We start from the raw sequence: 25355 nt of genomic DNA on the forward strand, positions 1-25355 counted from the left end.
TTTCGCACGGCGTGGGAGATGGTGCGTTTCGCTGCGCTCAACCGCACCCTACGGGATACCGTTTGTTTTGACCGTCGCCTCCCGTATGGAGCCCCTTGCGGAAGGGTGCTCGGGCCGGGAGAAGGCGCTGGATGTCTGAGCGGAGCCGAAGGCGCAGCGAGGTCAGCGCCGCCGGCCCGAGGGCCCTGGAGCAAGGTTCCCGGGCGGAATCCGGGGGCCCTTCTTTGGGTACTTTCTTGGGCAAGCAAGAAAGTACCTCGCGGTGCGCTCGCGAGAGAGCGCCTGGCAGGCGGCCGGACGAAGCCACCGTAAACACCTGATGACGAACCCTGGCCAGCCACCGTGGGGCTGGCGGTGGACCAAAGGCAACATAAACACGAGAGGATGAATACGTCCGAGCCATTGCGTGGCGAGGAGGCGGCTCAGGTGGTGGTGATCTGGTCGAGCAGGGCGCGGTAGCCGGTGCGGTAGTCGGGATACTGGAGGCGATAGCCACTGGCATGCAGGCGCTTGTTGCAGCAGCGCTTGCCGGAGACTCCGCCCTCGGGCATTGGCGGTGTGCCGGGCGGATCGATCTCCATCGCCTGTGCCAGCCAGGCGAGCAGCTCGTGGCGCAGGGCGGGCTCGTCATCCACGCCCAGATAAATCGGGTCGGGGTCATCCAGATGGAACAAGTGGGTCAGCAGGCCTACGCAGTCATCGCGGTGAATGCGGTTGGTCCAGACCGGCGCTTCGTGCTGGCCGCGGATGCCCTCGCAGACCTTGCGCAGGTGGTACTCGCGCCCGGGCCCGTAGATGCCGCCCAAGCGCAGGACCACGCCCGGAAACGGGCTGTCGGCCAGCAGCTGCTCGGCCTCGCGCAGGCAGCGCCCGGAGAAGCGGGTGGGTTCGGTGGGGCTGGTCTCGTCCACCCAGCGCCCGTCGTCGGCGCCGTAGACCGAGGTGCTGGAGATGAATACAACGCGGCGCGGCTGCTGGTTGGTCCGTTCCAGGGCGGTCAGGGTGTTGCGCAGGCCGTCGACATAGGCGCGCCGATAGGCGGACTCGGTGAACTCGCCCGGGGTAGCAATGAAATAAACGGTGTCGAGCGCCGGCGGCAGCTCCGGCAGGCCGTCCGCGACGCCGAAGTCTCCGGACAGGGGCTGGATCGGCTCTGGGATGTGCTCCGGCTGGCGGCGCAGGCCCCAGACGGAGTGTCCGGCGTTGGCGAGATGCTCGCCAACGGCACAGCCGAGATCGCCGCAGCCCATGATCAGAATGTTGGCCATTGTTCCCTCCGGGATCGTGCTTCGCACGCTACCGATTTCAATGGCGAAAGACCAGCCCCAAAGTGAGGGTTCGACCGCGGCCGGCGGCTCGGGCATGCTGATTGGAGTGGAGATGAACGGGAGATGGGGCTTGGGCAAGGCCAGCCAAAAGAAGGTCGATACGTGTGCCTGCGGGTCCGGGCAGGACCGGGCCGCCTGCTGTGGGCCGTATCTGGAGGGCACAGCGTCGGCGCCCACGGCGGAAGCGCTGATGCGGTCGCGCTACACGGCGTTTGTGGAAGGGCACGCGGACTATCTGCTGGCGACCTGGGCGGCCGCGACGCGTCCGGCATCCGTGGAGCTGGACCCCGAGCAGCGCTGGCTGGGGCTCGCGGTACGGGCGACCGAGGCGGGTGGGCCGGACGACGAGGAAGGCTGGGTCGAGTTCATTGCACGTTCGCGGGTGCGCGGTCAGGGCGTACGCCTGCACGAGCGCAGCCGTTTTCGCCGCGAGGACGGGCGCTGGGTGTATGTCGACGGGGAATTTCCGGGGGCATGACGGCCGTTCCGGAGGCGGCCGCATCGCCGGTCCATCCGGCGTTGCTGGAGCGAGTGCTGGAGTGCCTGCGCACGCAGCCGGACGGGCTGACCGAGCACGCCCTGATCACGCAGTTGCGCGACGCGGGCGTGGAGCCGTTTGCCGGGGCGCGGCTGCAGGAGTCGCTGAGCCTGTTCCAGACGCACTTCCTGTTGTTCCACTGCCTTTACCGGTTGCGCGACCGCCTGGCGGAGCGGGGCGAAAGGCTGCGCATTCACTGCCTGGATATCGGGATCGAGCCGGTGCGGGACGGTGGCGCGGTCGAGGGGCTTCCGGCGATGCACGATCCACTGCGCGCCTATTACCTCGACCTGGCGCAGCTGGAAACCATGGATGCAGCGGCGGTGGAGGTGCTTCTGGGCGAGTTCTGGTCGCGTCTGGGACGTGACCAGCAACGTGAGCAGGCGCTAGAGGTGCTGGAGCTGGCGGACCCGGTGGATGCCGACACGATCCGCCGGCAGTACCGCCGGATGGCCCAGTGTCACCACCCCGACCGGGGTGGTGACACGGCCAAGCTGCAGCGGATCAACGCGGCCCGTTGGGTCCTGCTGGTCCGGGGCTAAGGGCTGTCCAGGGCAGGGCTTAGTCGTCCGAATCGGACATCGTGGTCACGAAGGCCTGCTCCACGGTGAAGGTGCCCACGCCCTTGTAGTTGGTCTGGGTCCAACCGTGTTCGGTCAGCCATTCGCTCATCTCGCGGTTCATCGCCGGGTTGCCGCACAGCATTACGCGGTCGTGTTCCGGGTCCGCGGGTGGCAGATCGAGGATCCGGCTCAGCTCGCCGGAGCGGAACATGTCAGCGCCGCGCTGGTTGTTGTCGTAGGGTTGCTGCGCGATCGGGCAGGCGAAATCATGGTTCTCGCGGGTTACGGTCGGCACGTAGCGAAGGCGGTCGCTGATGCGCGACTCGATCTCCTGGCGATAGGCCAGCTCCTCGACGGTACGCACGCTGTGCACCAGCACCGCGTTGTCGAAGTGCTCGAACAGTTCCGGGCTGCGGATCAGCGAGATGAACGGGGCCAGTCCGGTGCCGGTGGCCAGCATGTACAGGGTGCGACCCGGCTGCACGTAGTCGAAGGTCAGTGAGCCGGTGACCTTGGTGTTGATCCAGATCGAATCACCCGGTCCAGCCTCGGCCAGGCGGCTGGTCAGGGCACCGTCCGGTACGTGGATGCTCAGGAATTCCAGTTCCTCGGCCTCGGGTTCGGAGACGATCGAATAGGCACGCGGGATCAGTTTGCCCTCGGGGCGGAGACCCAGGGTCACGAACTGCCCGTTCTTGAATTCCAGACCCTCCGGGCGCGTGGTGGTGAAGCTGAAGGTCTTGTCCGACCAGCGGCGCGTGGAGGTGATGCGTTGTTCCGAATAAGGCATAAGTGCGTGGTTTTCCGATTATTGTTTGGTCATACGCTAGCAAGTCCCCGTGCCGGGCGCGAAAGCGCCGGCAAAAACCAAGGAAAACACTCGGAAATGCATACCGATGGTCAGCGGATGTTGCTGTCGATGAGCGTGAGGTGTTGCTCCAGCGGGGCCGGTTCCGACAGGTAGAAGCCCTGCACGAAGTCCAGGCCGATCTCGCGCAGGCGGTCCATGGTCGCCGCTGATTCCACACACTCGGCGATGGTGCGCAGGCCGAGGACATGACCCACGCGATGGATGGCGGTGACCATGGCCGAGTCCACCGCGTTGTGGGCGATATCGCGCACGAAACTGCCGTCGATCTTGATGAAGTCCACCGGCAGATTCTTCAGGTACCCGAACGATGACAGGCCGCTGCCGAAGTCGTCCAGGGAGAAACGACAGCCCATGTAGCGCAGGGTGCGGATCAGACTCTGGGCGCGTTCGTGGTGGCTGATGGCCGCGGTCTCGGTGATCTCGAAGATGATGCAGCGCGGCGGGATGGCGTAGTGCTGGAGGCGCTCGAGGACGAACTCCAGCATGCTCTCCTGGGCCAGAGACTGGCCCGAGAGGTTGATCGCCAGGGTGGGGTCGCAGTGGGATGGGTTCTCGCGCGGCGCACGATGCCGGGCGAGCATGGCGAAGGCGTTGTCGATGATATGGCGGTCGATATCCGGCATCAGGTGGTAGCGCTCCGCGGCCGGGATGAAGCTGCCCGGCGGGATCAGCCGACCATCCTCGTCGCGCAGGCGCATCAATACCTCGACATGGGCAAGGTCCGGATCGACCGGGCCCAGCGGGTGGACGGCCTGGCCGAACAGCGCGAAGCGCCCTTCCTCCAGCGCCGAGCGGATGCGGCCGACCCATTCCATCTCCCCGCGTCGGCGGCGCAGGGCCTGGTCGCTGGGTTGCCAGGCGTAGACCTGGTTGCGGCCGTTTTCCTTGGCGGCGTAGCAGGCGGAGTCCGCCTGGCTGAGGATCTCGGGAAGGGTCTGTTCCGGGCCGCTGACCGGCACCAGGCCGATGCTGACGCCGACATCGAAGCGCCGGCCCTCCCATGCGAAGCGCAGGGATTGCACGGTCTCCAGCATCTTCCGGGCGATTGCCTCGGCGCGTTCGGGCGGGCAGTGGCACAGCAGCACGCCGAATTCGTCGCCACCCAGCCGGGCCAGCGTGTCGTTCTCGCGGATCAGGTGCCGCAGGCGTTCGGAGAGTTCGCGCAGGAGTTCGTCGCCGGCCTGGTGACCGCAGGTGTCGTTGATGATCTTGAACTGGTCGAGGTCCATGTAGAACACCGCATGCGGCGTCTCGCCCTCCTCCAGGGTGTGCAGGGCCTGGTCCAGCCGCCGCTCGAATTCGCGGCGGTTGCACAGGCCGGTGAGGTCGTCATGGGTCGCCTGATGGTTGAGCTGCTGGGTCATCTGCCACAGCTCGGTGTGATCGTGCATTACGATCACCACACCCTGGGCCTCGCGGTTCGGACGTTGCAGGGGCGAGGCCAGCATGCGCACCACGCGGGTTCCGCCGTCGGCGCGATGGAGTATGCGTTCGGGCGATTCCACGGTACCGCCCAGGTTCAGGCATTGTTCCACCGGGCGGAGCACGCTGGTCCCCGTCCGGGTGTCTTCCAGGTCCAGGAGTTCGTCCACCAACCGGCCCTGGGCGCTCGTGGCGTCCAGCCCGAGGAGCACCTGGGCGGCAGGGTTCAGGTAGGTCAGACGCCCGTGGGTGTCTGCGGTGAGGACGCCGTCGCTGATCGACTGCAGCGTGGTCAGCAGGCGGTCGCGCTCGGCCCCAGTGGCGGCTTCGGCGGCCCGCAGCGAGGTGATGTCCCAGGCCACGCCGAGTACCCCTTCCGGGCCCTTTACCGGGTCTTTCATGGGGATCCACGAGACGCTGAGATGCGTACCGTTGATGGTGTCCTCGAACTGGAAGGCATCGCCCGCGAGGGCGCGTTCAGCAGCCTCCAGTGTGCCGGGTTGGTCCGCGTAGACGTCCCGAAAATTGCGCCCGACCACCTCGCCGGGGCTCAGGCCCAGGGCCTGCAGCCCGGCCCCCTCGGAAAGAGTGAACCGGCCGTTGGCGTCCAGCGCGAACAGGATCAGCGGGGCATGGCGCACGGTTGCGCCCAATTGCGTCTCCACGTTCCTGAGGGCTTGCTCCGACTGGCGCTCGCGGGTGATGTCGCGCACCGTCGTGAAGACTTCGATCTCGCCGTCCGTGCGGATCGCGTTGATGTGTACCTCGGCCGGGAATTCGCTGCCGTCACGGCGCCGGTAGCGGCTCTCGAAGTGCGCGGGGAGGTGCTGTTCGGGTTTGGAGTGCGCCTGGTCCACGTCGTCCTGGGTGGCCTGCAGGTCCAGCTCGGTGATGTGCACGCCGCCGGTCAGTTCGGCGCAGGTATAGCCCAGCAGCTCGCAGGCCGCCTGGTTGGCCGCCACGATCCCGCCCTTGCGGCAGAGGACCAGATGGGCCTCGGGCGCCTGTTCGAAGATCCGCTGGTAGCGCGTGGTGTCCGGGTGATCGGGCATAGCGGCGGGCTGAACCTTTGGTGGCGGGCCGGGCCCGGCATCGGGGTGCGATTCGGCTCCGGAGTGTCGCCGGTCGCGCCGGCACTGGCAACCTTGGGAGGCGCTGATTTGCGTCTGCGCGGGGCGGTTTCTGTTTGCCCGGCTTACCCGGGCGCCTGGGTGAGCCGGGACAGGGTCTCCGGGGGCAGGGGAGCGGCGCGCGGGGGGTTGCGCAGTTGTTCGCGCGCCCAGGCGACGTGCTCGCGCACCAGCTCGGAGGGGTGCTCGGCGCGGGCGGCCAGGGCCGCCTCCGCATCGGGTGTGGCCGGACCGTTGCCGAGGGCCACAGCGAGGTTGCGCAGCCACTGGGTATGCCCGATCCGGCGGATGGCCATGCCCTCGGTATGGGCGAGGAACGTGCCCTCGTCCCAGGCGAACAACTCGACCAGGCTGGCGCTATCCAGGCCGTGGCGGGCGATGAAGTCGGGTTCCGCCGTGACCTCGGCAAAGCGGTTCCAGGGGCAGACCAGCTGGCAGTCGTCACAGCCGTAGATGCGGTTACCGATCAGCGGTCGCAGGTCCTCGGGGATCGCACCCTTCAGTTCGATGGTCAGATACGAGATGCAGCGCCGGGCGTCCAGGTCGTATGGCCCGCGGAAGGCCCGGGTCGGACAGACATCGAGACAGGCGGTGCACTGGCCGCAGTGCTCGTCCACGGGTTCGTCCAGTGGCAATGGCAGGTCGGTAAACAGCTCCCCGAGAAAGAACCAGGAGCCGCTTTCGCGCGCCAGCAGGTTGGTGTTCTTGCCAATCCAGCCCAGTCCGGCGCGGGCGGCCAGGGCCTTTTCCAGGATGGGCGCGCTATCGGTGAAGGCGCGATAACCGAACGGCCCGACCTCCGCCTCGATCCGCCGCGCGAGGGTGGTCAGGCGCTTGCGCAGCAGCTTGTGGTAGTCGCGGCCCAGGGCATAGCGCGAGACATAGGCGTGACCACGTTCGGCCAGCTGGATCGCCGGGCGGCGGGTGGCCGGCGGGAAGTAGTCCATGCGCACGCTGATGATGCGCTGTACGCCGGGCACCAGGGCATCCGGGGCGTGGCGCAGGGGTGCGCGGTCGGCCATCCAGCCCATTTCGCCGTGCGAGCCCTGGGCCAGCCAGTCGTCCAGATGCCGACGATCCGCCTCGGGCACCTCGGCGGGGGCGATGCGCACGGCCTGAAAGCCGAGCTCGCGTCCCCAGTCGCGGATGCGTTCGGCAAGCTCGGTGGATTGGCGTGGATCGAGGCGCTGAGGCACGATTTCGGCTTCCGCGACGGAGGTGATGGCGTGAATCATGAACCCGACCCACAAGCATTGACCAGCGCACTGTTCGATAACGCGGGCATGCGCGCCCTGGATGCCGCCGGCCTGGCCCTGCCGGGGATGGCTCCGGGCGAGCTGATGGAGCGTGCCGGGCAGGCCCTGCTGGCGGTGGTGCGCCGCGACTGGCCGCAGGCCCGCCGCATCGGCATCCTGTGCGGGCCCGGCAACAACGGCGGGGATGGCTACGTGCTTGCGCGGCTGGCCGCCGCGGCCGGGCTGGAGGTCCGGGTCCATGGCGGTCCCTCCCGGGCGCGCCCCGAGTCCGATGGTCGCCAGGCCCATCGGCGCTGGCAGGAGGGCGGCGGCGAGGTGCATTCGCTGGAGACCTTCGACCCGGCGGCCGCGGACCTGTGGGTGGATTGCCTGTTCGGGATCGGGCTGGAGCGGCCGCTCACCGATGCCTATGGCGCGGTGATCGAGCAGCTGAACGCGAGTGGTTGTCCGGTGCTGGCGGCCGATGTGCCCTCGGGTGTGGACATCGATCGCGGCCGGATCCTGGGAGAAGCGGTTCGGGCCGCCCACACCCTGACCATGATTGCCGACAAGCTGGGGCTGCATACTGGGGCCGCGGTCGACCGGGTCGGCCGGGTGGAGGTGGCCTCGCTCGATCTGCCCGCCTCGGTAGCCGATGGCATCGCGCCGGTCGCGCGCCGTGTCGGGCCAGCGGACTGGCGTCAGCGCCTGCCGGTGCGGCGCCCGGGGGCCCACAAGGGCGACTGCGGGCATGTGCTGATCGTGGGTGGCGCGCCCGGGTACTCGGGGGCCGCGCGGTTGGCGGCAACGGCCGCCCTGCGCGCCGGGGCCGGCCGCGTGACCCTGGCCACGCACCCCGAGCACGCGGCCTGGGCCAACCTGGAACGACCCGAGCTGATGGTGCGTGGCGTGGCGGACGCCACCGAGCTGCAGGCCCTGATGCGCCGGGTCGATGTCGTCGCGGTGGGGCCTGGGCTCGGGCAGGACGCCTGGGGCCGGGGCCTGTGGCTGGCCGTGGCGGATGCCGAGCTTCCGCGGGTGGTGGATGCCGATGCCCTGAACCTGCTGGCCGAGGCCCCGCGCCGGGGCGAGGACTGGGTGCTGACCCCGCACCCGGGCGAGGCCGCACGCCTGCAGGGGCAGGATGCGGCGGCCATCGAGGCCGATCGCCCCGGGCACGTGCGGGCGCTGGCCGAGCGCCTGGGCGGGGTGGTGTTGCTGAAGGGGGCGGGCACGCTGGTCGCCAGCGCGGGTGCGGAGCCGCTGGCCTGTGTGACCGGCGGCCACCCGGGTATGGCCACCGCCGGCAGCGGGGACGTGCTGACCGGCATCATCGCGGCGCTGCGCGGGCAGGGCGCGGATGCGCGCAGTGCCGCGGAGATCGGGGCCGCCTGGCATTGCGCCGCAGCCTGCATCGCGCGCGATCGCCTCGGCGGGTCGCGCGGGATGCTGGCCGGGGATCTGGCCGAAGCCCTGCCGGCCGCGGCCGGGGGTGGGGCATGACGGCGGCGTCGACCCCGCTGGTGCTGCCGCATTTGGAGGCGACCGAGGCGGCCGGGGCCGCGCTGGCGGCGCTCGATGCCCCGCATATCGTGTTCCTGGAGGGCGATCTCGGGGTGGGCAAGACCACCTGGGTCCGCGGCCTGCTGCGCCGACTCGGGTATGAAGGTGCGGTGCGCAGCCCGACCTACACCCTGGTGGAGCCGTATGCGCTGGCGGGGCGCGAGGTCCTGCACTTCGACCTTTACCGCCTGGGCGATCCCGAGGAACTGGAGTATCTGGGGGTGCGCGAGGCCTTCGGGGGCGACGCCCTGTGGCTGGTGGAGTGGCCGGAGCGCGGTGCCGGCTGGCTGCCGGCGCCGGATCTGGTGGTGCGCCTGGCGCATCTCGAGGATGCTGCCGAAGGCCGGGAACTCCGGCTGGAGGGCCCGCTGGCGGCGGTCTACCACCGGGTCCTTCGGGACCAGGGGATCGTGACAGGGTGACGCGCCGGCGACGTCCCGGAGTTGGCCCGCCACGCTCAAAAGGTGCGATATCTCGCTCATAAAGAAAGAAAACCGCTATTGCTTTTCCAGAAAAAGCGTCCACAATGTAGTCAGAACCCCTGATTACAAAGGGAAACGCCGTGGGCCAACCAACATCGCCGGATCTGCGCCGCCGCCAGCTGCTGCGCGCCATGACTGCCCTCGGGCTGGTCGGGTTACCTTTGCCGGCCTTGGCCCGCACGGACGTGCGGCGCGTGCGCATGTCCGTGGATGGCGAAACCACCCGTCTGGTCTTCGACATGGACGGCGAGGCGGAATACTCCCTGTTCCACCTGCAGTCTCCCGATCGTCTCGTGGTGGATCTGGAGAACGCCCGGGCCGTGGAAGACCTGGCCATCAGTGACAACCCGCGTTCGGCGATCAAGGCCGTGCGCCATGCCGCGCGCAATGGCTCCGATCTGCGTGTGGTGTTCGACCTGCGCAAGCCGGTGGAGCCCAGCAGCTTCATGCTGATGCCGGCGCAGGGCGCGCCGCATCGCCTGGTTCTGGATCTTGCCAGCGGTGAGGCGCCCGCTGCGCCGCGCTCGGCCGAGAACAACGGCTCCCGCCGTGGGCGTTCGCAGGAGAACCTGCGCGATGTTGTGGTCGCCATCGATGCCGGTCATGGCGGGCACGACCCGGGCGCGATCGGTCCCGCCGGCACCCGCGAGAAGGACGTGGTCCTGCAGATATCAAAGCGTCTGGCCGAACGCGTGAACAGCGAGCACGGCATGAAGGCCGTGATGACCCGCAGCGGAGACTACTTCCTGCCACTGCGCGAGCGCATCGAGCGGGCGCGCAAGGCGGATGCCGATATCTTCGTGTCTATCCACGCCGACGCGATCGCCAATCGCAGTGTCCAGGGCTCGTCGGTGTACATGCTGTCCGAACGCGGGGCCTCCAGCGAGGCGGCGCGCTTCCTCGCCCAGCGCGAGAACCAGGCGGATCTGAGCCTGGGCGGGGTGCCGATCAACGGCAAGGACGACTCCCTGACCAACGTGCTGCTGGACCTGGCCCAGAGCGGCAGCCTGGAGGCCAGCAACACCCTGGCCGAGCGGATGATCGCGGAGCTCCACCGGGTGGGCAAGGTGCGCAAGCCGGAGGTGGAGCGTGCCAACTTTGCGGTCCTGCGCTCGCCGGACGTGCCGTCGGTCCTGGTCGAGGCGGCCTTCATCTCCAATCCCTCCGAGGAGCGCAAGCTGCGCAGCGCCAGCTTCCAGAACTCGCTGGCGGACGCCCTGCTGACCGGGCTGCGGTCGTATTTTTCCACCCATGCCCGTCCGGGCACGCTGATCGCCGACGGCCAGCCGGACCAGCACATCATCCGCCCGGGCGAGACCCTCTCCGGGATCGCGGATCGCTACAGCCTGTCGCTGGCGGACCTGCGCTCGGCCAACAACGTCCGCGACGACCGCATCTACGCCGGTCAGGTCCTGCGCATCCCGCGCGACTCCTGAGCCCAGTACCTCCCGGGCAGCCCATCACGTCTTGCGCGCGCCGTTCAATCGGTGGCTAGGCACTCCGGCGCTGCCCCGGTTAGGCTAGGCACCCGGTTCCCGTCCCTCCCAGGTGTCGCGCGTGGCGATCGCAAAGCTCTCCGAACAACTGATCAACCAGATCGCCGCCGGCGAGGTCATCGAGCGCCCGGCCTCGGTGGTCAAGGAACTGCTGGAGAACGCCCTGGATGCCGGGGCGACGCGGGTGGATGTGCGCCTGGAGCAGGGCGGGGTGCGCCTGATCCAGATCAGCGACAACGGCAGCGGGATCTATCGCGACGAGATGCCGCTGGCCCTGTCGCGCCACGCCACCAGCAAGATTGCCTGCATGGACGACCTCGAGGCCCTGCATACCCTGGGCTTCCGCGGTGAGGCCCTGCCCTCGATCGCCTCCGTCTCGCGGTTGTCGCTGACCTCCATGGTGGCGGACGAGCGCAACGGCTGGCGCCTGACCGGGGATGGCTCCGATGTCTTTCGCGAGGCCGCCCCGGCGTCGCACCCGGTGGGCACGACCGTCGAGGTCCGCGACCTGTTCTTCAACGTCCCCGCGCGGCGCAAGTTCGTGCGTACCGAACGCACCGAATACAACCACTGCGAGAACGTGATCCGTACCCAGGCGGCCGCCTGTCCCGAGGTCGCCTTCAGCCTGCGGCACAACGATCGCGTGACCCTGGACCTGCCGGCGGCCGCCGACCCCGGCGAGCGCGTACGGGCGCTTCTGGGCGATGCCTTTCTCGAGCATGCGACCCCGGTGGACGAACAGCGCGCCGGGCTGGCGCTGTCCGGCTGGCTGGGCTCGCCAACCCAGTCGCGGGCCCAGCCCGATCAGCAGTTCTTCTTCGTCAACGGCCGTGCGATCCGCGACCGCGTGCTGGCCGCGGCCGTGCGCAAGGCCTATCAGGACGTGCTTTACCACGGGCGGCACCCGATGTTCGTGCTGGACCTGGAACTGGATCCGACCCAGGTGGACGTGAACGCGCATCCGACCAAGCAGGAGGTGCGCTTTCGCGAGTCGCGCATGGTCCATGACTTCATCTTTCACAGTCTGCACAAGGCCCTGGCCGCGCTGCGTCCGGGGGATGCCGGGCATGCCGCGGCGGTGCCCGAAATGGGTGCGCCGGCCCCCGCCGGTCGCTCCATGCCCCTGCCGGCGCACACGGATCGGCCGCTGTCCGGACTGGGTGTACCGGGTGCGGGGGGCGGGTACACGCCACCCCGCGAACCGCGACTGGAGGCGGTCGGGCGCGATCCGGCATTCGGTGCGGCTTGGGCCGAGTTCCGCGGGGCGGCCGCGGTGGCCGAGGCCCGGCCCGCTGCCTATGACCACCAGGCAGTTGCCGCTGCGGCGGGCGCCTCCGCGGCGGCCGCGGATGCGGACAGCATGCCGCCGCTCGGGTTTGCCCTGGGGCAGGTGGCCGAGACCTTCATCCTGGCCGAGAGCCCCCGCGGCCTGATCGTGGTGGACATGCACGCCGCCCACGAGCGCATCACCTACGAACGCCTCAAGCGCGAGTGGGAGGGGGCGCGGGTGACCTCGCAGCCGCTGCTGGTGCCGGAGACCCTGGACGTCACCCCGGCCGAGGCCGAATTGGCCGAGGAACGCGCGGACCTGCTTGGGGAGCTTGGCTTCGAGCTCGACCGTGCCGGCCCCGAGACCCTGACCCTGCGTGCGGCGCCCGCGTTGCTGCGCGGGCAGGACACCGCACAGCTGGTGCGCGATGTGCTGGCGGACCTCGCGGCCGAGGGTTACAGCCATCGTGCCGAGGGGGCGACGAACGCGGTACTGGGAACGATCGCCTGCCACGGTTCCGTGCGTTCGGGGCGGCGCCTGACCCTGCCCGAGATGAACCAGTTGCTGCGCGACATGGAGGCCACCGAGCGTTCCGGCCAGTGCAACCACGGTCGCCCGACCTGGGTGGAGCTGGACCACTCGGCGCTGGACCGGTTGTTCCTGCGAGGGCGCTGATGGCCGGACTGGATGGGGACCGACCGCCGGTCATCCTGCTGGCCGGTCCCACCGCGACCGGCAAGACCGCGTTGTCGCTGGCGCTGGCCGAGGCGCTGGACGCGGAGATCGTCAGCGTCGATTCCGCGCTGGTCTATCGCGGCATGGATATTGGCACCGCCAAGCCGGACGCCGCCGAGCGTGCCCGCGCCCCGCATCACCTGCTGGATATCCGCGACCCGGAAGACACCTACAACGCCTCCGACTTTGCCCGCGATGCCCACGCCGCGATCGCCGCCATCCACGCGCGCGGCCGGGTCGCCCTGCTGGCGGGTGGGACGCTGCTTTACCTGCGCGCCCTGCTGGACGGCTTCGACCCGATCCCGCCGGTACCGGATGCGGTCCGCGAGTCCGTGCGTGCCCGTCTGGAACACGAGGGGGCCGTGGCCCTGCATGCCGAGCTGGCCAGCGTGGATCCGGAGGCCGCCGCGCGCATCCACCCGAACGACCCGCAGCGCATCCTGCGGGCCCTGGAGGTGTACGCGGCCAGCGGCCAGCCATTGTCGGGCTTCCAGAGTGGCGCGGCCGCGACGGTCCCGGCCGGCTGGGTGTCGCTGGCCCTGTGGCCGGCGGATCGTGAACGCCTGCGCACCCGCATTGCCGCCCGCTTCGACACAATGCTGGAGGCGGGTTTCGTTGATGAACTGATGACCCTGAGCCGGCGCCCCGGCCTGACGGCAGAGCATCCTTCGCAGCGGGCGGTGGGGTATCGCCAGGGCTGGCAATGGCTGGCCGGCGAATGCGACCTTGCGACCTTTCGCGAGCGGGCCATCGCCGCGACCCGCCAGCTCGCCAAGCGCCAGCTCACCGGGCTGCGGCGATTCCCCCTGCATGCCCGGTTGAACGCCGAGGGCGCGGATCTGTCGCAGGCCCTGCAGGCGATCCAGGCTGCGCGGATGGCGGCCCCCGCAGCGGCGACGCCCGAATAACGCCCGGTGTACGCGTGGAACGGCGCCGCGAAGCCGGTATGCTACGCTTCAAACTGACCGTCCGACGGGCCGACCACGAGCCGTGGGCGCGGGTCGAGAACCAATAATAACGATGAAGGAACACACCGATGGCCAAAGGGCAAATGTTGCAGGAACCCTTCCTGAATGCGCTGCGCCGGGACCGAATCCCGGTCTCTATCTATCTGGTGAACGGGATCAAGCTGCAGGGGCAGATCGAATCCTTCGACCAGTTCGTGGTGCTGTTGCGCGGTACGGTCTCGCAGATGGTCTACAAGCACGCCATCTCCACGATCGTCCCGGCCCGCCAGGTGAACATGAATCTCGAGGGCGAGGCAGCGGCTCCTGCCTCCGCCGAGGCCGAGTCCTGAACATGAGTGGAGGTCTCCGCCAGTTTGTTTGAGCGTCCGGAGAGTGCCGGCGACGAGCGCGTCGGCAATGGTGCGGTCCTGGTTGCGCTGAATGTCGGGGACAACCCTGACATCGAGGCCCAGGTACAGGAATTCGACGAACTCGTGCGCTCCGCCGGGGCCGAGATCATGGCGGTGGTGCGCGGCTCGCGCGACCGGCCGCACCCGAAACTGTTCGTCGGGGCCGGCAAGGCCGACGAGATCCGTGATGCGGTCGAGGCTTCCGGGGCCGACGTGGTGATCTTCAACCACGCCCTTTCGCCCAGTCAGGAACGCAACCTCGAGGCCCACCTGAAGGCCCGGGTACTGGATCGGTCCGGCTTGATCCTGGACATCTTCGCCCAGCGCGCCCGTTCCCACGAGGGCAAGCTGCAGGTGGAGCTGGCGCAGTTGCGCCACATGTCCACGCGCCTGGTGCGCGGCTGGACCCACCTGGAGCGGCAAAAGGGCGGGATCGGCCTGCGCGGTCCGGGGGAAACCCAGCTGGAGACCGACCGCCGCCTGCTGGCCGGGCGCATCAAGCACATCGAGCGCCGGCTGGAGAAGGTCGAACGCACCCGCGAACAGGGCCGCCAGGCCCGCCTGCGCAACGAGATCCCCACGGTCTCGCTGGTGGGCTACACCAACGCCGGCAAGTCGACCCTGTTCAATCGCCTCACGGATTCCGACGTCTACCAGGCGGATCAGCTGTTCGCGACCCTGGACCCGACCCTGCGCCGCCTGGACCTGGCCCCGCACCAGTCGCTGATCCTGGCCGACACCGTCGGCTTCGTGCGCGATCTGCCGCACGAGCTGGTCGCCGCGTTCAAGGCGACCCTGACCGAGACCCGCGAGGCGGCGCTGCTGCTGCACGTGATCGACGCCGCCGACCCGGAACGCGACGCACGCATCCGTCAGGTCGAGGAGGTGCTCGAGGAGATCGGTGCCGAGGACGTCCCCTGCTGGCGGGTGTACAACAAGATCGACCAGCTGGAGAACCCGGCCGAGGACCCGGACGACCGTTTCGGCATCGCGGACGACGCCTTCTGGCTGTCGGCGCATACCGGCGAGGGCGTGGAGCGCCTGGAACAGCGCCTGGCCGAGACCTTCACCGAGTCCATGACCCAGGGCTGGGTCGAGCTCCCGGCCTCGGCCGGGCGCCTGCGCGCCCAACTCTACGAGGAGAAGGCCGTGGAGGCCGAGCAGACCACGCCGGACGGGGCGATCCAGCTTCGCCTGCATGTGCCGAAGCGGCGTTTCGAGCAGCTCTTCCGCGCGGCCGGGTTGGACCCCGAGACCGTCCGCCTGCAACCGGAAGCACCGGGGGCGGCCTCCGCCGACCATTGAAGCCCGCCGCGGCTCCGGCTCGCTTGCCTACGAAAAAGGCCCCGGTCAACCGGGGCCTTTTTCGTAGGCATACACGTCGTCGCGGTTCAGGCGTCGCTCTGGGCGATCGCCTCTCCGTCGGCGCTGGCCAGGTACAGGGTCAGGGTCTCGCCGGCACGGATCCCGTCGCCGTTGAGGCCGTTCCAGCGGCGCAGGTCGTCAATGCTGACCTGGTGGCGGCGCGCGATGGTCGACAGCGAGTCGCCGGGGCGGACCTCGTACTCGACGCGCTGGCCGTCGGGCCCGCGGTCGGGATCGGCGTGCACCACCTTCAGGGTGTCGCCCGGGTGGAGGATCGCGTCCGGCTCCAGATCATTGGAGGCGCGCAGGGCGCCGATCGACATGCCGGTGCGCTGGCTGATGTGCCACAGGCTGTCGCCGGGCTGCACCTGGTAGTCCTCCGCCAACTGGCTGTTGTCGCCGGCCACCTGCAGCGGAGCCTCTTCGCTCGGGGCGGAGGCCGGCAGGCGCAGGGTCTGACCGGCGCGGATCATGTCGTCGTCGAGGTTGTTCATGTCGCGCAGCACTGCGACGCGGGTGCCGGCGTGCTGGGCAATCTGGCCGAGGTTGTCGCCCGAGCGCACGGTGTATTCGCGGAACCGGAGCAGCGGTTCATCGTTGCGCGTCTCCAGTGCCGCCTCGAGAGTGGGCAGCGCCTCGCGCGGGACGAACAGGTGCTGGGCGCCGCCGGGGTGGGTGGCGTGGCGGTGGTAGCCCGGGTTGAGCTGCTTGAGGGTCTCGGTATCCAGATCGGCGAGTTCCGCGATCAGCGAGAGGTCGGCCTGCTGGCCAGGTTCGATCATCTCCAGCGCCGGCTCGTTGGCGATGGGCGTGATGGCGATGTCGTGGGCGTCGGGGTCCAGGAACAAATGGCGCAGGGCCAGCAGTCGCGGGATGTATGCGGTCGGCTCGGACGGCAGGTCCAGGCTCCAGTAGTCGGTGGGCTCGCCGCGCGCCGCATTGCGGTCGATCGCGCGCTGGATGTTGCCCTGACCGTAGTTGTAGGCGGCCAGCGCCAGGTACCAGTCGTCGAAGCGCCGATGCAGCGCCTGGAGGTAGTCCAGTGCGGCCAGGGTGGATTTGTAGACGTCGCGGCGGCCGTCGTACCAGTGATCGCGCGACAGATCGAAATAGTCCCCGGTAGCCGGCATGAACTGCCAGATCCCGGCCGCACGGCTGCGCGAGGTCGCCTGGGCGACGAAGCCGCTCTCCACGATCGGCAGCAGCAGGAGCTCGGCGGGCATGTCGCGCGCCTCGATCTCGGACAGGATGAAGTAGGCGAACGGCTCGGCGCGCCGGGTGCTGTACTCGATGATCCGTGGATGGTCGCGGTAGTGCTCGATATAGCGACCGACGCGCTCGTGGTCCAACGCGTCGTTGAAGCCGAAGCCCAGGCGCGCGCGCTCCCACAGGTCGTCGGTCTCGGCGGCGCGTTGCGCGGCGTCGCGCTGCTGGCGTTCCATCGCGGCCTGCACGTCCTCGGTCGTGCGCGGTTCCACGATCGGCCGATCCGCCGCCGAGGTATCCAGCGTGCGCTCGGAGTCGTGTAGGCTACAGGCAGAGGCGAAGATCGCCGTCAGGCCGAAAACCAGGGCGGTGGTCAGTCGTGTGCGGAGGCGTGGTTTCATGGCGCTGGAGGATAAACCAGAGATGGGGGATCACCAAGACCCGTTCCTGACTTGGTTGGCGCACTGGTATGCCCAGCCGCAGGGGCGGAGGGTCCGCGAGCGCTTTCTGGAACGCATTCGGTGTTATGGCGATCCGGGCCCCGGGGAGCTGGCGGTGGAGCTGGCGCCGGTGCCGATCCTGGAGGACAGCGATGCCCTGCAGGCGCCGCTGATCCGGATCGCCTCGGCGCGCGCGGCGCTGCGCATGGACCCCGAGGCCTGGCCGCTGGAGTCCGCCTGTGCCGGGCGCATCGTGCTCGCCCATCCCTGCGCCCAGAGCGCGCAACCGGCGGCGGTGGTGGCCGAGGCGGCGCGGGTGCTGGAGCCCGAGGGGCGGGTGTTTCTGCTGGAAGGCAACCGCCTGCAGCGCGCCGGGCTCAATGGGGTGCGGGCCTCGCCGCTGCCCGAGGGCCTGCGGCGGCGCCAGTACCGGGAACTCCTGGAGGCGGCGGATCTCGAGGTGCTGGACCAGTGGAGCCTGAGCCTGCTCCCACCGGGGCTGCCCGCCGCCTGGCAGAAACGCCTGGCCACCATGGATGCGTGGACCCTGCGCGGCCTGCCGCCGCTGGCGAGCATGATCCTGACCGTGGCCCACAAGCGGGTGAACATGCCCCTGCGTCCGGAGCCGCGTTTCCGCTTCGCCATGCCCAACCCCGCGATGCGTCCGGGGCTGGTATCCTCGCGCTCCTCTCATTCTGGAGTCCGCCGAACGCATGGCTGACGAACGCGTGTACATCTATACCGACGGGGCCTGCCGCGGGAACCCCGGGCCCGGCGGCTGGGGCGCGATCCTGCGCTTCGACGGGCGCGAGCGCGAGCTCTACGGGGCCGAGGCCGAGACGACCAATAACCGCATGGAGATGACCGCGGCCATCCGCGCGCTGGAGACCCTGAAGCGCTCCTGCAAGGTGGAGCTGGTCACGGATTCCAAGTACGTGAAGCAGGGCGTGACCGAGTGGATGCCCGCCTGGAAGCGGCGCAACTGGAAGTCCGCCAGCGGCGCGCCGGTGAAAAACCGCGATCTCTGGGAGGAACTGGATGCGCAGGCCCAGCGCCACGATATCGAGTGGTTTTGGGTGCGCGGGCACAGCGGTCACCCGGAGAACGAGCGCGCCGACGAACTGGCCAATGCGGGCATTGATGCCCTGCTGGCCGGTGAACCGATCGAGAACTGAAGGAAACCGCGATGCGCCAGATCGTGCTGGATACCGAGACCACGGGCCTGGAGCCCTCCGGCGGGCACCGCATCATCGAGATCGGCTGCCTGGAACTGGACAACCGTCGCCCCACCGGGCGCAGGCTGCACGAATACCTGCAGCCGGATCGCGAGATCGACGCCGGCGCGATCGCGGTGCACGGGATCACCAATGAGTTCCTGGCCGACAAGCCACGGTTTGCCGATGTCGTCGGCGAATTCGTGGACTTCATCCGCGGGGCCGAGCTGATCATCCACAACGCGCCCTTCGATGTTGGTTTCATCAATCACGAACTGGGCTTGCTGGGCGATGTGGCCCCGGCGCGCGAGGTGACCGAGGTCAGCAGCGTGCTCGATACGCTGGTGATGGCGCGGCGCATGCACCCGGGGGCGCGCAATTCCCTGGATGCCCTGTGCAAGCGCTACGAGGTGGATGGCTCCGGGCGCACCCTGCACGGGGCGCTGCTGGATGCCGAGCTGCTCGCGGATGTCTATCTGGCGATGACCGGCGGGCAGGTGGCGCTCACCCTGGATTCCGGAGGCGACGGCGACGCCGCGGCGGGTGGGCCCGTGCAGGCCCGGCGCTCCGGCAAGCCGTTGCCGGTGATCGAGCCGACACCGGAGGAGCAGGCGGCCCACGAGACGCTGATGCAGATACTCGATGATGCGGCAGATGGCCCCTGCCGCTGGCGCGCGAACGCCTGAGGCCCGCACCAGCGGCTCTAGCGGCTCGCCCGGACTTCGCCGCGGGCTCGTCCTCGTTCATTATCTGGTGTTTACGTGCCTTTGTCCGGCCGCCTGCCAGGCGCTGACTCGCCAGCGCGCCGCGCCCGTTTTTGATCAACAACTGGCTTCTTTGCTCGTGCAAAGAAGTACCCAAGAAACACGCCCGACTGCCGCGACCCCGGCCCGCTGCGCGGGCCGGGGTTTCCCTCGCTCCGAGGCTTTTCGCGGGCGGCGCTGAACTCGCTGCGCCTGCGGCTCTGCTCAGACATCCAGCGCCCCGTGTCCATTTAGAATCGTCCCGCGAAAACCCTCTCCACTCGGCGCGACGACAACGGGGAAAGGTCCAAACAACGGCCGTCCCGACCACTGTGCTCATGGATGAAGGCTAGGTCTTCGGACATCTTGGGCACGCTCGGGCTGCGGCCATGGCGTGCCGCGCCCGCGAAGCGGGCGCCGGGGGGGGCGTAGGATGTGATGAGCGAAGCGAATCGCATCAGGGTCTCGCACGGCGTGGGGATGGTGCGTTTCGCTACGCTCAACCGCACCCTACGGGGCACGGGCTGGCAGGAATGTCGGGATAGCGTCTGTTTTGACCTTCTCCTCCCGTATGGAGCCCCTCGCGGAGGGCGTGATGGGCCGGGAGAAGGTGCTGGATGTCTGAGCGGAGCCGCAGGCGCAGCGAGTGCAGCGCCGCCGGCCCAGCGCGTCCGGAGCGAGGTTCCCGGGCGAAATCCGAGTGTCCTTCTTTGGGTCCTTTCTTGGGCAAGCAAGAAAGGACCTCGGGGCGCGCTGGCGAGTCAGCGCCTGGCAGGCGGCGGACCGAGGGCACCGTAAACACCGGATGTCGAACCGGGGCCAGCCGCAACCTCGCAGGCGGCGGACCGAGGGCACCGTAAACACCGGAGGACGAACCAGGGCCAGCCTGGTTGGCAGGTGGCCAGATGAGGGGCCACCGTAATCAGCGAATGACGAAGCGGGCGTGGCCGGCGCGAGCCGGAATGGGGATGGTGGGCGGGGTGGGGCGGCGTTAGCCGTGCTTCAGGATCCGCGCCCGTTCGCGCTCCCAGTCCTTGTCCTTCTTGTCGGCGCGCTTGTCGTATTCCTTCTTGCCCTTGGCCAGGCCGACCTCGAGCTTGGCGCGCCCGCGCTTCCAGTACAGAGCCATGGGCACCAGGGTGTAGCCCTTGCGTTCCACCGCGCCGACCAGGCGATTGATCTCCGCGCGATGCAGCAGCAGCTTGCGCGTGCGGCTGGGATCCGGATTGATATGGGTGGAGGCGGTAGGCAGCGGGGTGATGTGGGCCCCGAACAGGAAGGCCTCGCCGTTGCGCAGCAGCACGTAGGCCTCGCTCAGCTGGGCCCGCCCGGCGCGCATCGACTTGACCTCCCAGCCCTCGAGCTCCATCCCTGCCTCCAGGCGGTCCTCGATGAAGAATTCGTGGCGCGCCTTGCGGTTGAGGGCGATGGTGCTGGACGGTTCCTTGGCTTGTTTCTTGTTCTTTCCCATAACCCGCGCAGTGTACTGCAGGTGGGCGGCCGAAGCAGTTCGAATGTCCGGGCGCGCGGGGTGAAAGTTGAGCCGGGCGACCCGCTGCCCCACAATTCCGGCGGACCCGGCGATGCGCTTGCGCGACCGGCCCTGGCCGATCCCGGGGGCGGCGGCCGCGCGAGCGCCCCCGTCTCCGTTCAACAAGGAGCCACTGATGCCAGCCACGACCTCGATCCACGGGCAATGGACGACCCGCCTGGCCTTCATCCTCGCGGCCACCGGTTCGGCTGTTGGCCTGGGCAACATCTGGCGTTTCCCCTATATCGCCGGTGAGAACGGGGGTGGCGCCTTTGTGCTGGTTTATCTCGGTTGCATCCTGCTGATCGGCCTGCCGGTGATGATGGCGGAGATCCTGCTGGGCCGGCGCGGGCGGCAGAGCCCGATCAATACCATGTCGGCCCTGGCGCGCGAGGAGGGCCTGACGCGCGCGTGGGGCATGATCGGCTGGATCGGGGTGCTGGCCGGTTTCCTGATCCTGTCGTTTTACAGCGTGGTCGCCGGCTGGTCGCTGTCGTACGTCTTCAAGTCGGGGACCGGCGGTTTTCTCGGGCTGGATGCAGATGGCTCGGAGTCGATGTTCGGCAACATGCTGGCGGACCCGGAGGCCCTGCTGGCCTGGCACACGATCTTTATGGTGATGACCGCGATGGTGGTCGCGCGAGGGGTGCAGTCCGGCCTGGAGAAGGCGGTCACCATCCTGATGCCTTTGCTGTTCGTGATGCTGGTGGTGATGGTCGGCTATGCGATGGTGGAGGGGCAGTTCCTCGCCGGACTGCAGTTCCTGCTGTATCCGGACTTTTCCGCGCTGTCCGCTAACGCGGTGCTGCTGGCGATGGGGCAGGCCTTCTTCACGCTCAGCCTCGGCATGGGCGCGATCATGATCTATGGCAGCTACCTGCAGAGCGATGCGTCCATTGCGCGCACCTCTGCGGCGGTGGTCGGGGCGGACACCCTGGTCGCGATCATGGCCGGGCTGGCGATTTTCCCCATCGTGCTCGCGGCCGGGCTGTCGGCGGAGCAGGGGCCGGGGCTGATCTTCGTGACCCTGCCGCTGGCCTTTGCCGACATGCCGGGCGGGTTGTACTTCGGCACCATGTTCTTCGTGCTGCTGGTGTTCGCGGCCTGGACCTCGGCGATCTCCATCATCGAGCCGGCGGTTGCCTTCCTGGTCGAGAACCTGGGGCTCAGCCGGGTGATGGCGACCTCGATGATCGCCATCGGCGCCTGGGTCCTCGGCATCGGTGCGCTGCTCTCGCTGAACGTCTGGTCGGACTACACCCTGTTCGACATGGGATTGCTGGATCTGCTGGATTACGTGACGGCCAACATCCTGCTGCCGCTGGGTGGGTTCCTGATCGCGATCTTCGTGGGCTGGCGCATGACCGAGCGGTCGGTGCAGTCCGAGCTGCGCATGAAGCACCCGGTGCTGTACCAGGTCTGGTACTTTCTGGTGCGTTTCGTCGCGCCGGTCGCGATCCTGTTTGTGTTCCTGCGCGCCGTGGAGTTGATCTGATGGCCTCGAAGATTCGCCGCTACGCGGACGTGCCCTACAGCCGTGAACAGATGTTCAATCTGGTGAATGACGTCGACGCCTATCCGCAGTTCCTGCCCGGCTGCCGCAGCGCTTCCGCGCGCCCGCGTGGGGAGCATGAGGTGGAGGGCACGATCGAGCTGGCCAAGGGGGCGCTGCACAAGTCGTTTACCACCCGCAATACGCTCAAGCGGCCCGAGAGCATCGACATGCGTCTGGTCTCCGGGCCGTTCCGACGCCTGCACGGGACCTGGAGCTTTACCCAGGTCGAAGGCGGCAAGACCCGCATCGCCCTGGAGCTGGAGTTCGAGTTCGCCAACCGAATCATGGCCTTCGCCATCGGCCCGGTGTTCACTCAGATCGCCAATTCGCTGGTGGATGCCTTTGTCCAGCGCGCGCGCGAGGTCCACGGTGGCGGATAGCCACGTGGCGCCGGCCGCAGAGGGCGGCATGATCCGGGTGGAGGTGGCCTACGCGCGGCCCGACCGGCAGGTGATCCTGCCGCTGGTGGTGCCCGAGGGCACTACGGTCGATATCGCGCTGCGCCAGTCGGAGATCGAGCTGCAGTTCCCCGAGATCGATCTGGACAACGCCAAGGTCGGGATCTTCGGCAAGATCACCCGTCGGGACACTGTGCTTCGCCCGCGCGACCGTATCGAGATTTATCGCCCGCTGATTGCGGACCCGAAGGAGGTGCGTCGCCAGCGCGCTGACAAGGGGCGCAAGAAGAAGCCGGGCAAGGGCGACGCAGACGCCGCCGGCGAGAGACCCAAGGGCGAGACGGCGGACAGCGCGAAGGAGTAGCAGGGGCTCGCGGCGGCGAGATGCCGCGCGCGGGTGTCAGTCGTTGTCTCTGTCTACCGGATGCTCGTCCAGCGCCACCGGCTGCGGGATGTCGGTATCCACATGGCTGACTACGCCGTTGTCGAAATGCACGGTCACTCGCTGGCGTTCGGTCGCGCCGAAGCCCGGTCGGCGATAGTAGACGTAGTCCCAGCGGTCGTCGGCCCGGAAGGCGGGCTCCAGCTGGGGCGATCCCATCAGGAAGCGGACCTGCTGCGGGGTCATGCCGGGCTGGATCTGAGCCACCTGGACGGGGTCGATCACATTGCCCTGCTGGACATCCAGACGGAACTGGTTGAGGCCGCCGCAGGCGCTCAGCAGGCTTGCGGCCACGGCGATAGAAATGAGAATCTTGATCATCTGAGCGGGCGGTCCTCGGCGTCTGGTGGGCCGTGAACGCGCATGGTACACCAAAGCGTCCCGCCTCTCTCAAGCGGACGGGACCGGGAAAACGGGCAATGGAAACGAGCAATCTCAAGAAGGCCGGACTCAAGGTCACGTTGCCGCGGATGAAGATCCTCGAGATCCTGGAGAGCTCGGAAACCCGTCATCTGACGGCCGAGGCGATCTATCGCGAGCTGCTCGATTCCGGCGAGGAGATCGGTCTGGCCACGGTGTACCGCGTGCTGACCCAGTTCGAGGCGGCGGGGTTGGTCTGCCGGCTGCATCTGGAGGGCAACCAGGCGGTATTCGAGCTGGAGCGCGGCGGGCACCACGACCACATCGTCTGCAACCAGTGCGGGCGAGTCGAGGAGTTCTTCGACGAAACCATCGAGCGCCGTCAGCGGGAGATCGCCCAGCATCACGGTTTTGCCATCAAGGACCATGCCCTGGTCCTGTACGGCGACTGCAACGACAGCGCCTGCCCCCACCGCCCCGCCTGACCACGCGCTTCCCGTAGCCGCTGTCCCAGTCGCGCCAATGCGTCACACACGGCGTGTGATGCCTGCCCGCTTGCGGGCTATTGTTCGCCCAGGAGTGGCTGGTCCCGGTTCGGCGATCGGTGTTTACGGGGGCTTCGTCCGGCCGCCTGCCATGCGCTGACTCGCCAGCGCGCCCCGAGGTACTTTCTTGCTTGCCCAAGAAAGTACCCAAAGAAGGGCACCCGGATTTCGCCCGGGAACCTCGCTCCGGACGCGCTGGGCCGGCGGCGCTGAACTCGCTACGCCTGCGGCTCCGCTCAGACATCCAGCGCCTTCTCCCGGCCCATCACGCCCTCCGCGAGGGGCTCCATACGGGAGGAGAAGGTCAAAACCAACCGTATCCCCACGCTTCCGCCTAACCATAGGCATTGCCGCCCGAAAGCCCCCGGCGCCCGCCGCGCGGGCGCGGCACGCAACGGCCAAAGGCCGAGCGTGCCGAAGATGCTCGAAGACCTAGCCATCATCCACTGGCAAGAACGCTGGGATAGCCGTTGTCTTGACCTACCTCCCCGTTGTCGTCGCGCCGAGCGGAGAGGCTTTTCGCGGGATTCAAGGCGCTGGATGTCTGAGCGAAGCGCAGCGTAGCGAGTTCAGCGCCGCCCGCGAAAAGCCTCGGAGCGAGGGAAACCCCGGCCCGCGCAGCGGGCCGGGGTCGCGGCAGTCGGGCGTGTTTCTTGGGTACTTCTTTGCACGAGCAAAGAAGTACCTCGCGGTGCGCTCGCGAGAGAGCGCGTGGCAGGCGGCGGACCGAAGCCAGCGTAAACACCAGATGTCGAACCATGACCAGACTCAACCCGGCGGTTGATGGGCCGAGTCCGACCACCGGGGTAGGCGGTCGGGTGAAGCCTCGGTCAGGCGGACGCGTCGAGCTGCGGCGCGAAATGCGCTGGCGCAAAGCCGTCCTGCTGGCGCAGGTAGTCGGCCAGTTGCGCCGCAAAGTCGGTCGGGACCGAGTCCCGCACGGCCGGCATCTCGCGCAGCTGGTCCCAGCGCGCCGCCAGGCGCGGGAAGGCTTCGGCCTCCCAGGGGCTGTCCGGATCTTCGAGCAGCGCGTAGCGCATCAGGATGGGGGCCAGGGTGGCGTCGATCAGCGAGAAGCCGGGCGCGGCCAGGCGGTCATCCTGCGTCATCTGCTGTTCCAGACGCTCCAGCCCGCGCGCGGCGGTGTGCCGCGCCAGCTCGAAGGCGTCCTCGGTGGCCGCGGTCATCCAGTGGTACTGGGCAAAGGTCTGCTCCGAGAGGTACTCGATCCAGGCCCGGGTGCGCGCCTGTTCCAGCGGGTCGGTCGCCATCAACGCGGGCGGGGTAATGGCATCGATGTATTCGTTGATTACGGCCGACTCGAACAGCACGGTGTCGTGGTCGACGATCAACAGCGGCACCTTGCCCAGTGGCGAGCGCGTGCGGAACCAGTCCGGCGGGTCAGCCAGATCGATCAGGCTCAGCTCGAACGGCGCCTCCTTGTATTTCAGCGTGATCACGCTACGCTGAACAAACGGACAGATGGCGAAACTGATCAGGTGCAGATGCGGCAGATTCATGGTGGTCTTCGGCGTCCGCAGGTGGGGCAGGGGCCCGATCCGGGTC

Annotated in this window: 25 protein-coding genes and 1 pseudogene; 17 read left to right on the plus strand and 9 right to left on the minus strand. The window is 68.5% G+C overall.

The features are described from left to right. Positions 1–422 precede the first annotated feature (422 nt). A complete protein-coding gene (locus D578_RS0109585) occupies positions 423–1268 on the minus strand; it encodes an SDR family oxidoreductase (protein ID WP_018949746.1) in 846 nt (281 codons plus the stop codon). Positions 1269–1398: 130 nt separating this feature from the next. Between D578_RS0109585 and D578_RS14920 the strand changes: the two genes are divergently transcribed. Further along, complete coding sequence (locus D578_RS14920) at positions 1399–1806, plus strand: YchJ family protein (protein ID WP_042798426.1); 408 nt, start codon at positions 1399–1401, stop codon at positions 1804–1806. Then, entirely contained in the window at positions 1803–2408 is a 606-nt protein-coding gene (locus D578_RS0109595) for a DNA-J related domain-containing protein (RefSeq protein WP_018949748.1), read from the plus strand. Before D578_RS14920 ends, D578_RS0109595 begins: the two co-directional genes overlap by 4 nt. Positions 2409–2427: 19 nt before the next feature. Here D578_RS0109595 and D578_RS0109600 read toward each other — a convergent pair whose 3' ends face one another. The 3 genes from D578_RS0109600 to queG all read right to left on the minus strand — a co-directional run bounded on the left by D578_RS0109600 (position 2428) and on the right by queG (position 7087). After that, on the minus strand, positions 2428–3219 hold the full coding sequence (locus D578_RS0109600; protein WP_018168056.1) for a ferredoxin--NADP reductase: 792 nt from the start codon (positions 3217–3219) through the stop codon (positions 2428–2430). 110 nt (positions 3220–3329) lie between these two features. Then, positions 3330–5774 carry an EAL domain-containing protein gene (locus D578_RS0109605; RefSeq protein ID WP_018949749.1) on the minus strand — a complete coding sequence of 815 codons (2445 nt, stop codon included), beginning with the start codon at positions 5772–5774 and terminating at the stop codon, positions 3330–3332. 143 nt (positions 5775–5917) lie between these two features. Continuing rightward, on the minus strand, positions 5918–7087 hold the full coding sequence (queG, locus tag D578_RS0109610; RefSeq protein WP_018949750.1) for a tRNA epoxyqueuosine(34) reductase QueG: 1170 nt from the start codon (positions 7085–7087) through the stop codon (positions 5918–5920). An 18-nt stretch (positions 7088–7105) separates the two neighbouring features. Here queG and D578_RS0109615 point away from each other — a divergent pair, with 18 nt between their 5' ends. The 7 genes from D578_RS0109615 (at position 7106) to hflX (ending at position 15295) form a co-directional block, all read left to right on the plus strand. After that, positions 7106–8590 carry a bifunctional ADP-dependent NAD(P)H-hydrate dehydratase/NAD(P)H-hydrate epimerase gene (locus D578_RS0109615; RefSeq protein WP_018949751.1) on the plus strand — a complete coding sequence of 495 codons (1485 nt, stop codon included), beginning with the start codon at positions 7106–7108 and terminating at the stop codon, positions 8588–8590. After that, positions 8587–9072 carry a tRNA (adenosine(37)-N6)-threonylcarbamoyltransferase complex ATPase subunit type 1 TsaE gene (tsaE, locus tag D578_RS0109620; protein ID WP_018949752.1) on the plus strand — a complete coding sequence of 162 codons (486 nt, stop codon included), beginning with the start codon at positions 8587–8589 and terminating at the stop codon, positions 9070–9072. Before D578_RS0109615 ends, tsaE begins: the two co-directional genes overlap by 4 nt. A gap of 191 nt (positions 9073–9263) precedes the next feature. Further along, on the plus strand, positions 9264–10568 hold the full coding sequence (locus D578_RS0109625) for an N-acetylmuramoyl-L-alanine amidase (protein ID WP_051076338.1): 1305 nt from the start codon (positions 9264–9266) through the stop codon (positions 10566–10568). Between the two features lie 121 nt (positions 10569–10689). Then, positions 10690–12573, plus strand: a complete 1884-nt coding sequence (mutL, locus tag D578_RS0109630) for a DNA mismatch repair endonuclease MutL (protein WP_018949754.1) — start codon at positions 10690–10692, stop codon at positions 12571–12573. Then, a complete protein-coding gene (miaA, locus tag D578_RS0109635; protein ID WP_018949755.1) occupies positions 12573–13541 on the plus strand; it encodes a tRNA (adenosine(37)-N6)-dimethylallyltransferase MiaA in 969 nt (322 codons plus the stop codon). Before mutL ends, miaA begins: the two co-directional genes overlap by 1 nt. Positions 13542–13669: 128 nt before the next feature. After that, positions 13670–13930, plus strand: a complete 261-nt coding sequence (hfq, locus tag D578_RS0109640) for an RNA chaperone Hfq (RefSeq protein WP_018949756.1) — start codon at positions 13670–13672, stop codon at positions 13928–13930. Positions 13931–13954: 24 nt separating this feature from the next. Further along, a complete protein-coding gene (gene hflX / locus D578_RS0109645; RefSeq protein WP_026289286.1) occupies positions 13955–15295 on the plus strand; it encodes a ribosome rescue GTPase HflX in 1341 nt (446 codons plus the stop codon). A gap of 86 nt (positions 15296–15381) precedes the next feature. On the opposite strand, the gene D578_RS0109650 is transcribed toward hflX, so the two are convergent. Continuing rightward, entirely contained in the window at positions 15382–16962 is a 1581-nt protein-coding gene (locus D578_RS0109650; RefSeq protein ID WP_018949758.1) for a LysM peptidoglycan-binding domain-containing protein, read from the minus strand. On the opposite strand from D578_RS0109650, the gene D578_RS0109655 reads away from it, so the two are divergent. From D578_RS0109655 to D578_RS16310, 4 genes and pseudogenes are all read left to right on the plus strand, one after another. Continuing rightward, on the plus strand, positions 16961–17722 hold the full coding sequence (locus tag D578_RS0109655; protein WP_018949759.1) for a hypothetical protein: 762 nt from the start codon (positions 16961–16963) through the stop codon (positions 17720–17722). The two genes, D578_RS0109650 and D578_RS0109655, sit on opposite strands and share 2 nt — an antisense overlap. Then, entirely contained in the window at positions 17715–18176 is a 462-nt protein-coding gene (gene rnhA / locus D578_RS0109660; protein ID WP_018949760.1) for a ribonuclease HI, read from the plus strand. The genes D578_RS0109655 and rnhA overlap by 8 nt, the downstream gene beginning before the upstream one ends. Positions 18177–18187: 11 nt before the next feature. Further along, a complete protein-coding gene (dnaQ, locus tag D578_RS0109665; protein ID WP_018949761.1) occupies positions 18188–18901 on the plus strand; it encodes a DNA polymerase III subunit epsilon in 714 nt (237 codons plus the stop codon). 399 nt (positions 18902–19300) lie between these two features. Further along, positions 19301–19583, plus strand: a pseudogene (locus D578_RS16310) (hypothetical protein). Positions 19584–19949: 366 nt separating this feature from the next. Here D578_RS16310 and smpB read toward each other — a convergent pair. Further along, positions 19950–20429, minus strand: a complete 480-nt coding sequence (gene smpB / locus D578_RS0109670; RefSeq protein ID WP_026289287.1) for an SsrA-binding protein SmpB — start codon at positions 20427–20429, stop codon at positions 19950–19952. 196 nt (positions 20430–20625) lie between these two features. On the opposite strand from smpB, the gene D578_RS0109675 reads away from it, so the two are divergent. The 3 genes from D578_RS0109675 to D578_RS0109685 are packed head-to-tail and all read left to right on the plus strand — an operon-like array spanning position 20626 to position 22806. Next, positions 20626–21984, plus strand: a complete 1359-nt coding sequence (locus tag D578_RS0109675) for a sodium-dependent transporter (RefSeq protein WP_018949763.1) — start codon at positions 20626–20628, stop codon at positions 21982–21984. Beyond that, the gene (locus tag D578_RS0109680; RefSeq protein WP_018949764.1) at positions 21984–22424 is read left to right on the plus strand and encodes a type II toxin-antitoxin system RatA family toxin; all 441 of its coding nucleotides are present in this window, start codon (positions 21984–21986) and stop codon (positions 22422–22424) included. Before D578_RS0109675 ends, D578_RS0109680 begins: the two co-directional genes overlap by 1 nt. A gap of 28 nt (positions 22425–22452) precedes the next feature. Next, the gene (locus D578_RS0109685; protein WP_051076339.1) at positions 22453–22806 is read left to right on the plus strand and encodes an RnfH family protein; all 354 of its coding nucleotides are present in this window, start codon (positions 22453–22455) and stop codon (positions 22804–22806) included. 36 nt (positions 22807–22842) lie between these two features. Here D578_RS0109685 and D578_RS0109690 read toward each other — a convergent pair whose 3' ends face one another. Then, positions 22843–23205, minus strand: a complete 363-nt coding sequence (locus tag D578_RS0109690) for an outer membrane protein assembly factor BamE (RefSeq protein WP_018949766.1) — start codon at positions 23203–23205, stop codon at positions 22843–22845. A 98-nt stretch (positions 23206–23303) separates the two neighbouring features. Here D578_RS0109690 and fur point away from each other — a divergent pair, with 98 nt between their 5' ends. After that, complete coding sequence (gene fur, locus D578_RS0109695) at positions 23304–23729, plus strand: ferric iron uptake transcriptional regulator (protein ID WP_018949767.1); 426 nt, start codon at positions 23304–23306, stop codon at positions 23727–23729. 296 nt (positions 23730–24025) lie between these two features. Here the strand turns inward: fur and D578_RS16170 are convergent, their stop codons facing one another. Together D578_RS16170 and D578_RS0109705 are read right to left on the minus strand one after the other, a co-directional pair. Further along, positions 24026–24232 (minus strand): hypothetical protein, encoded by a 207-nt coding sequence (locus tag D578_RS16170; protein ID WP_018949768.1) that lies wholly within the window; start codon positions 24230–24232, stop codon positions 24026–24028. A 387-nt stretch (positions 24233–24619) separates the two neighbouring features. After that, positions 24620–25309 carry a glutathione S-transferase family protein gene (locus tag D578_RS0109705; protein ID WP_018949769.1) on the minus strand — a complete coding sequence of 230 codons (690 nt, stop codon included), beginning with the start codon at positions 25307–25309 and terminating at the stop codon, positions 24620–24622. Positions 25310–25355: the final 46 nt, after the last annotated feature.

The organism is Thioalkalivibrio sp. ALMg11 (genome assembly GCF_000377905.1).
Classification (GTDB): Bacteria; Pseudomonadota; Gammaproteobacteria; order Ectothiorhodospirales; family Ectothiorhodospiraceae; genus Thioalkalivibrio.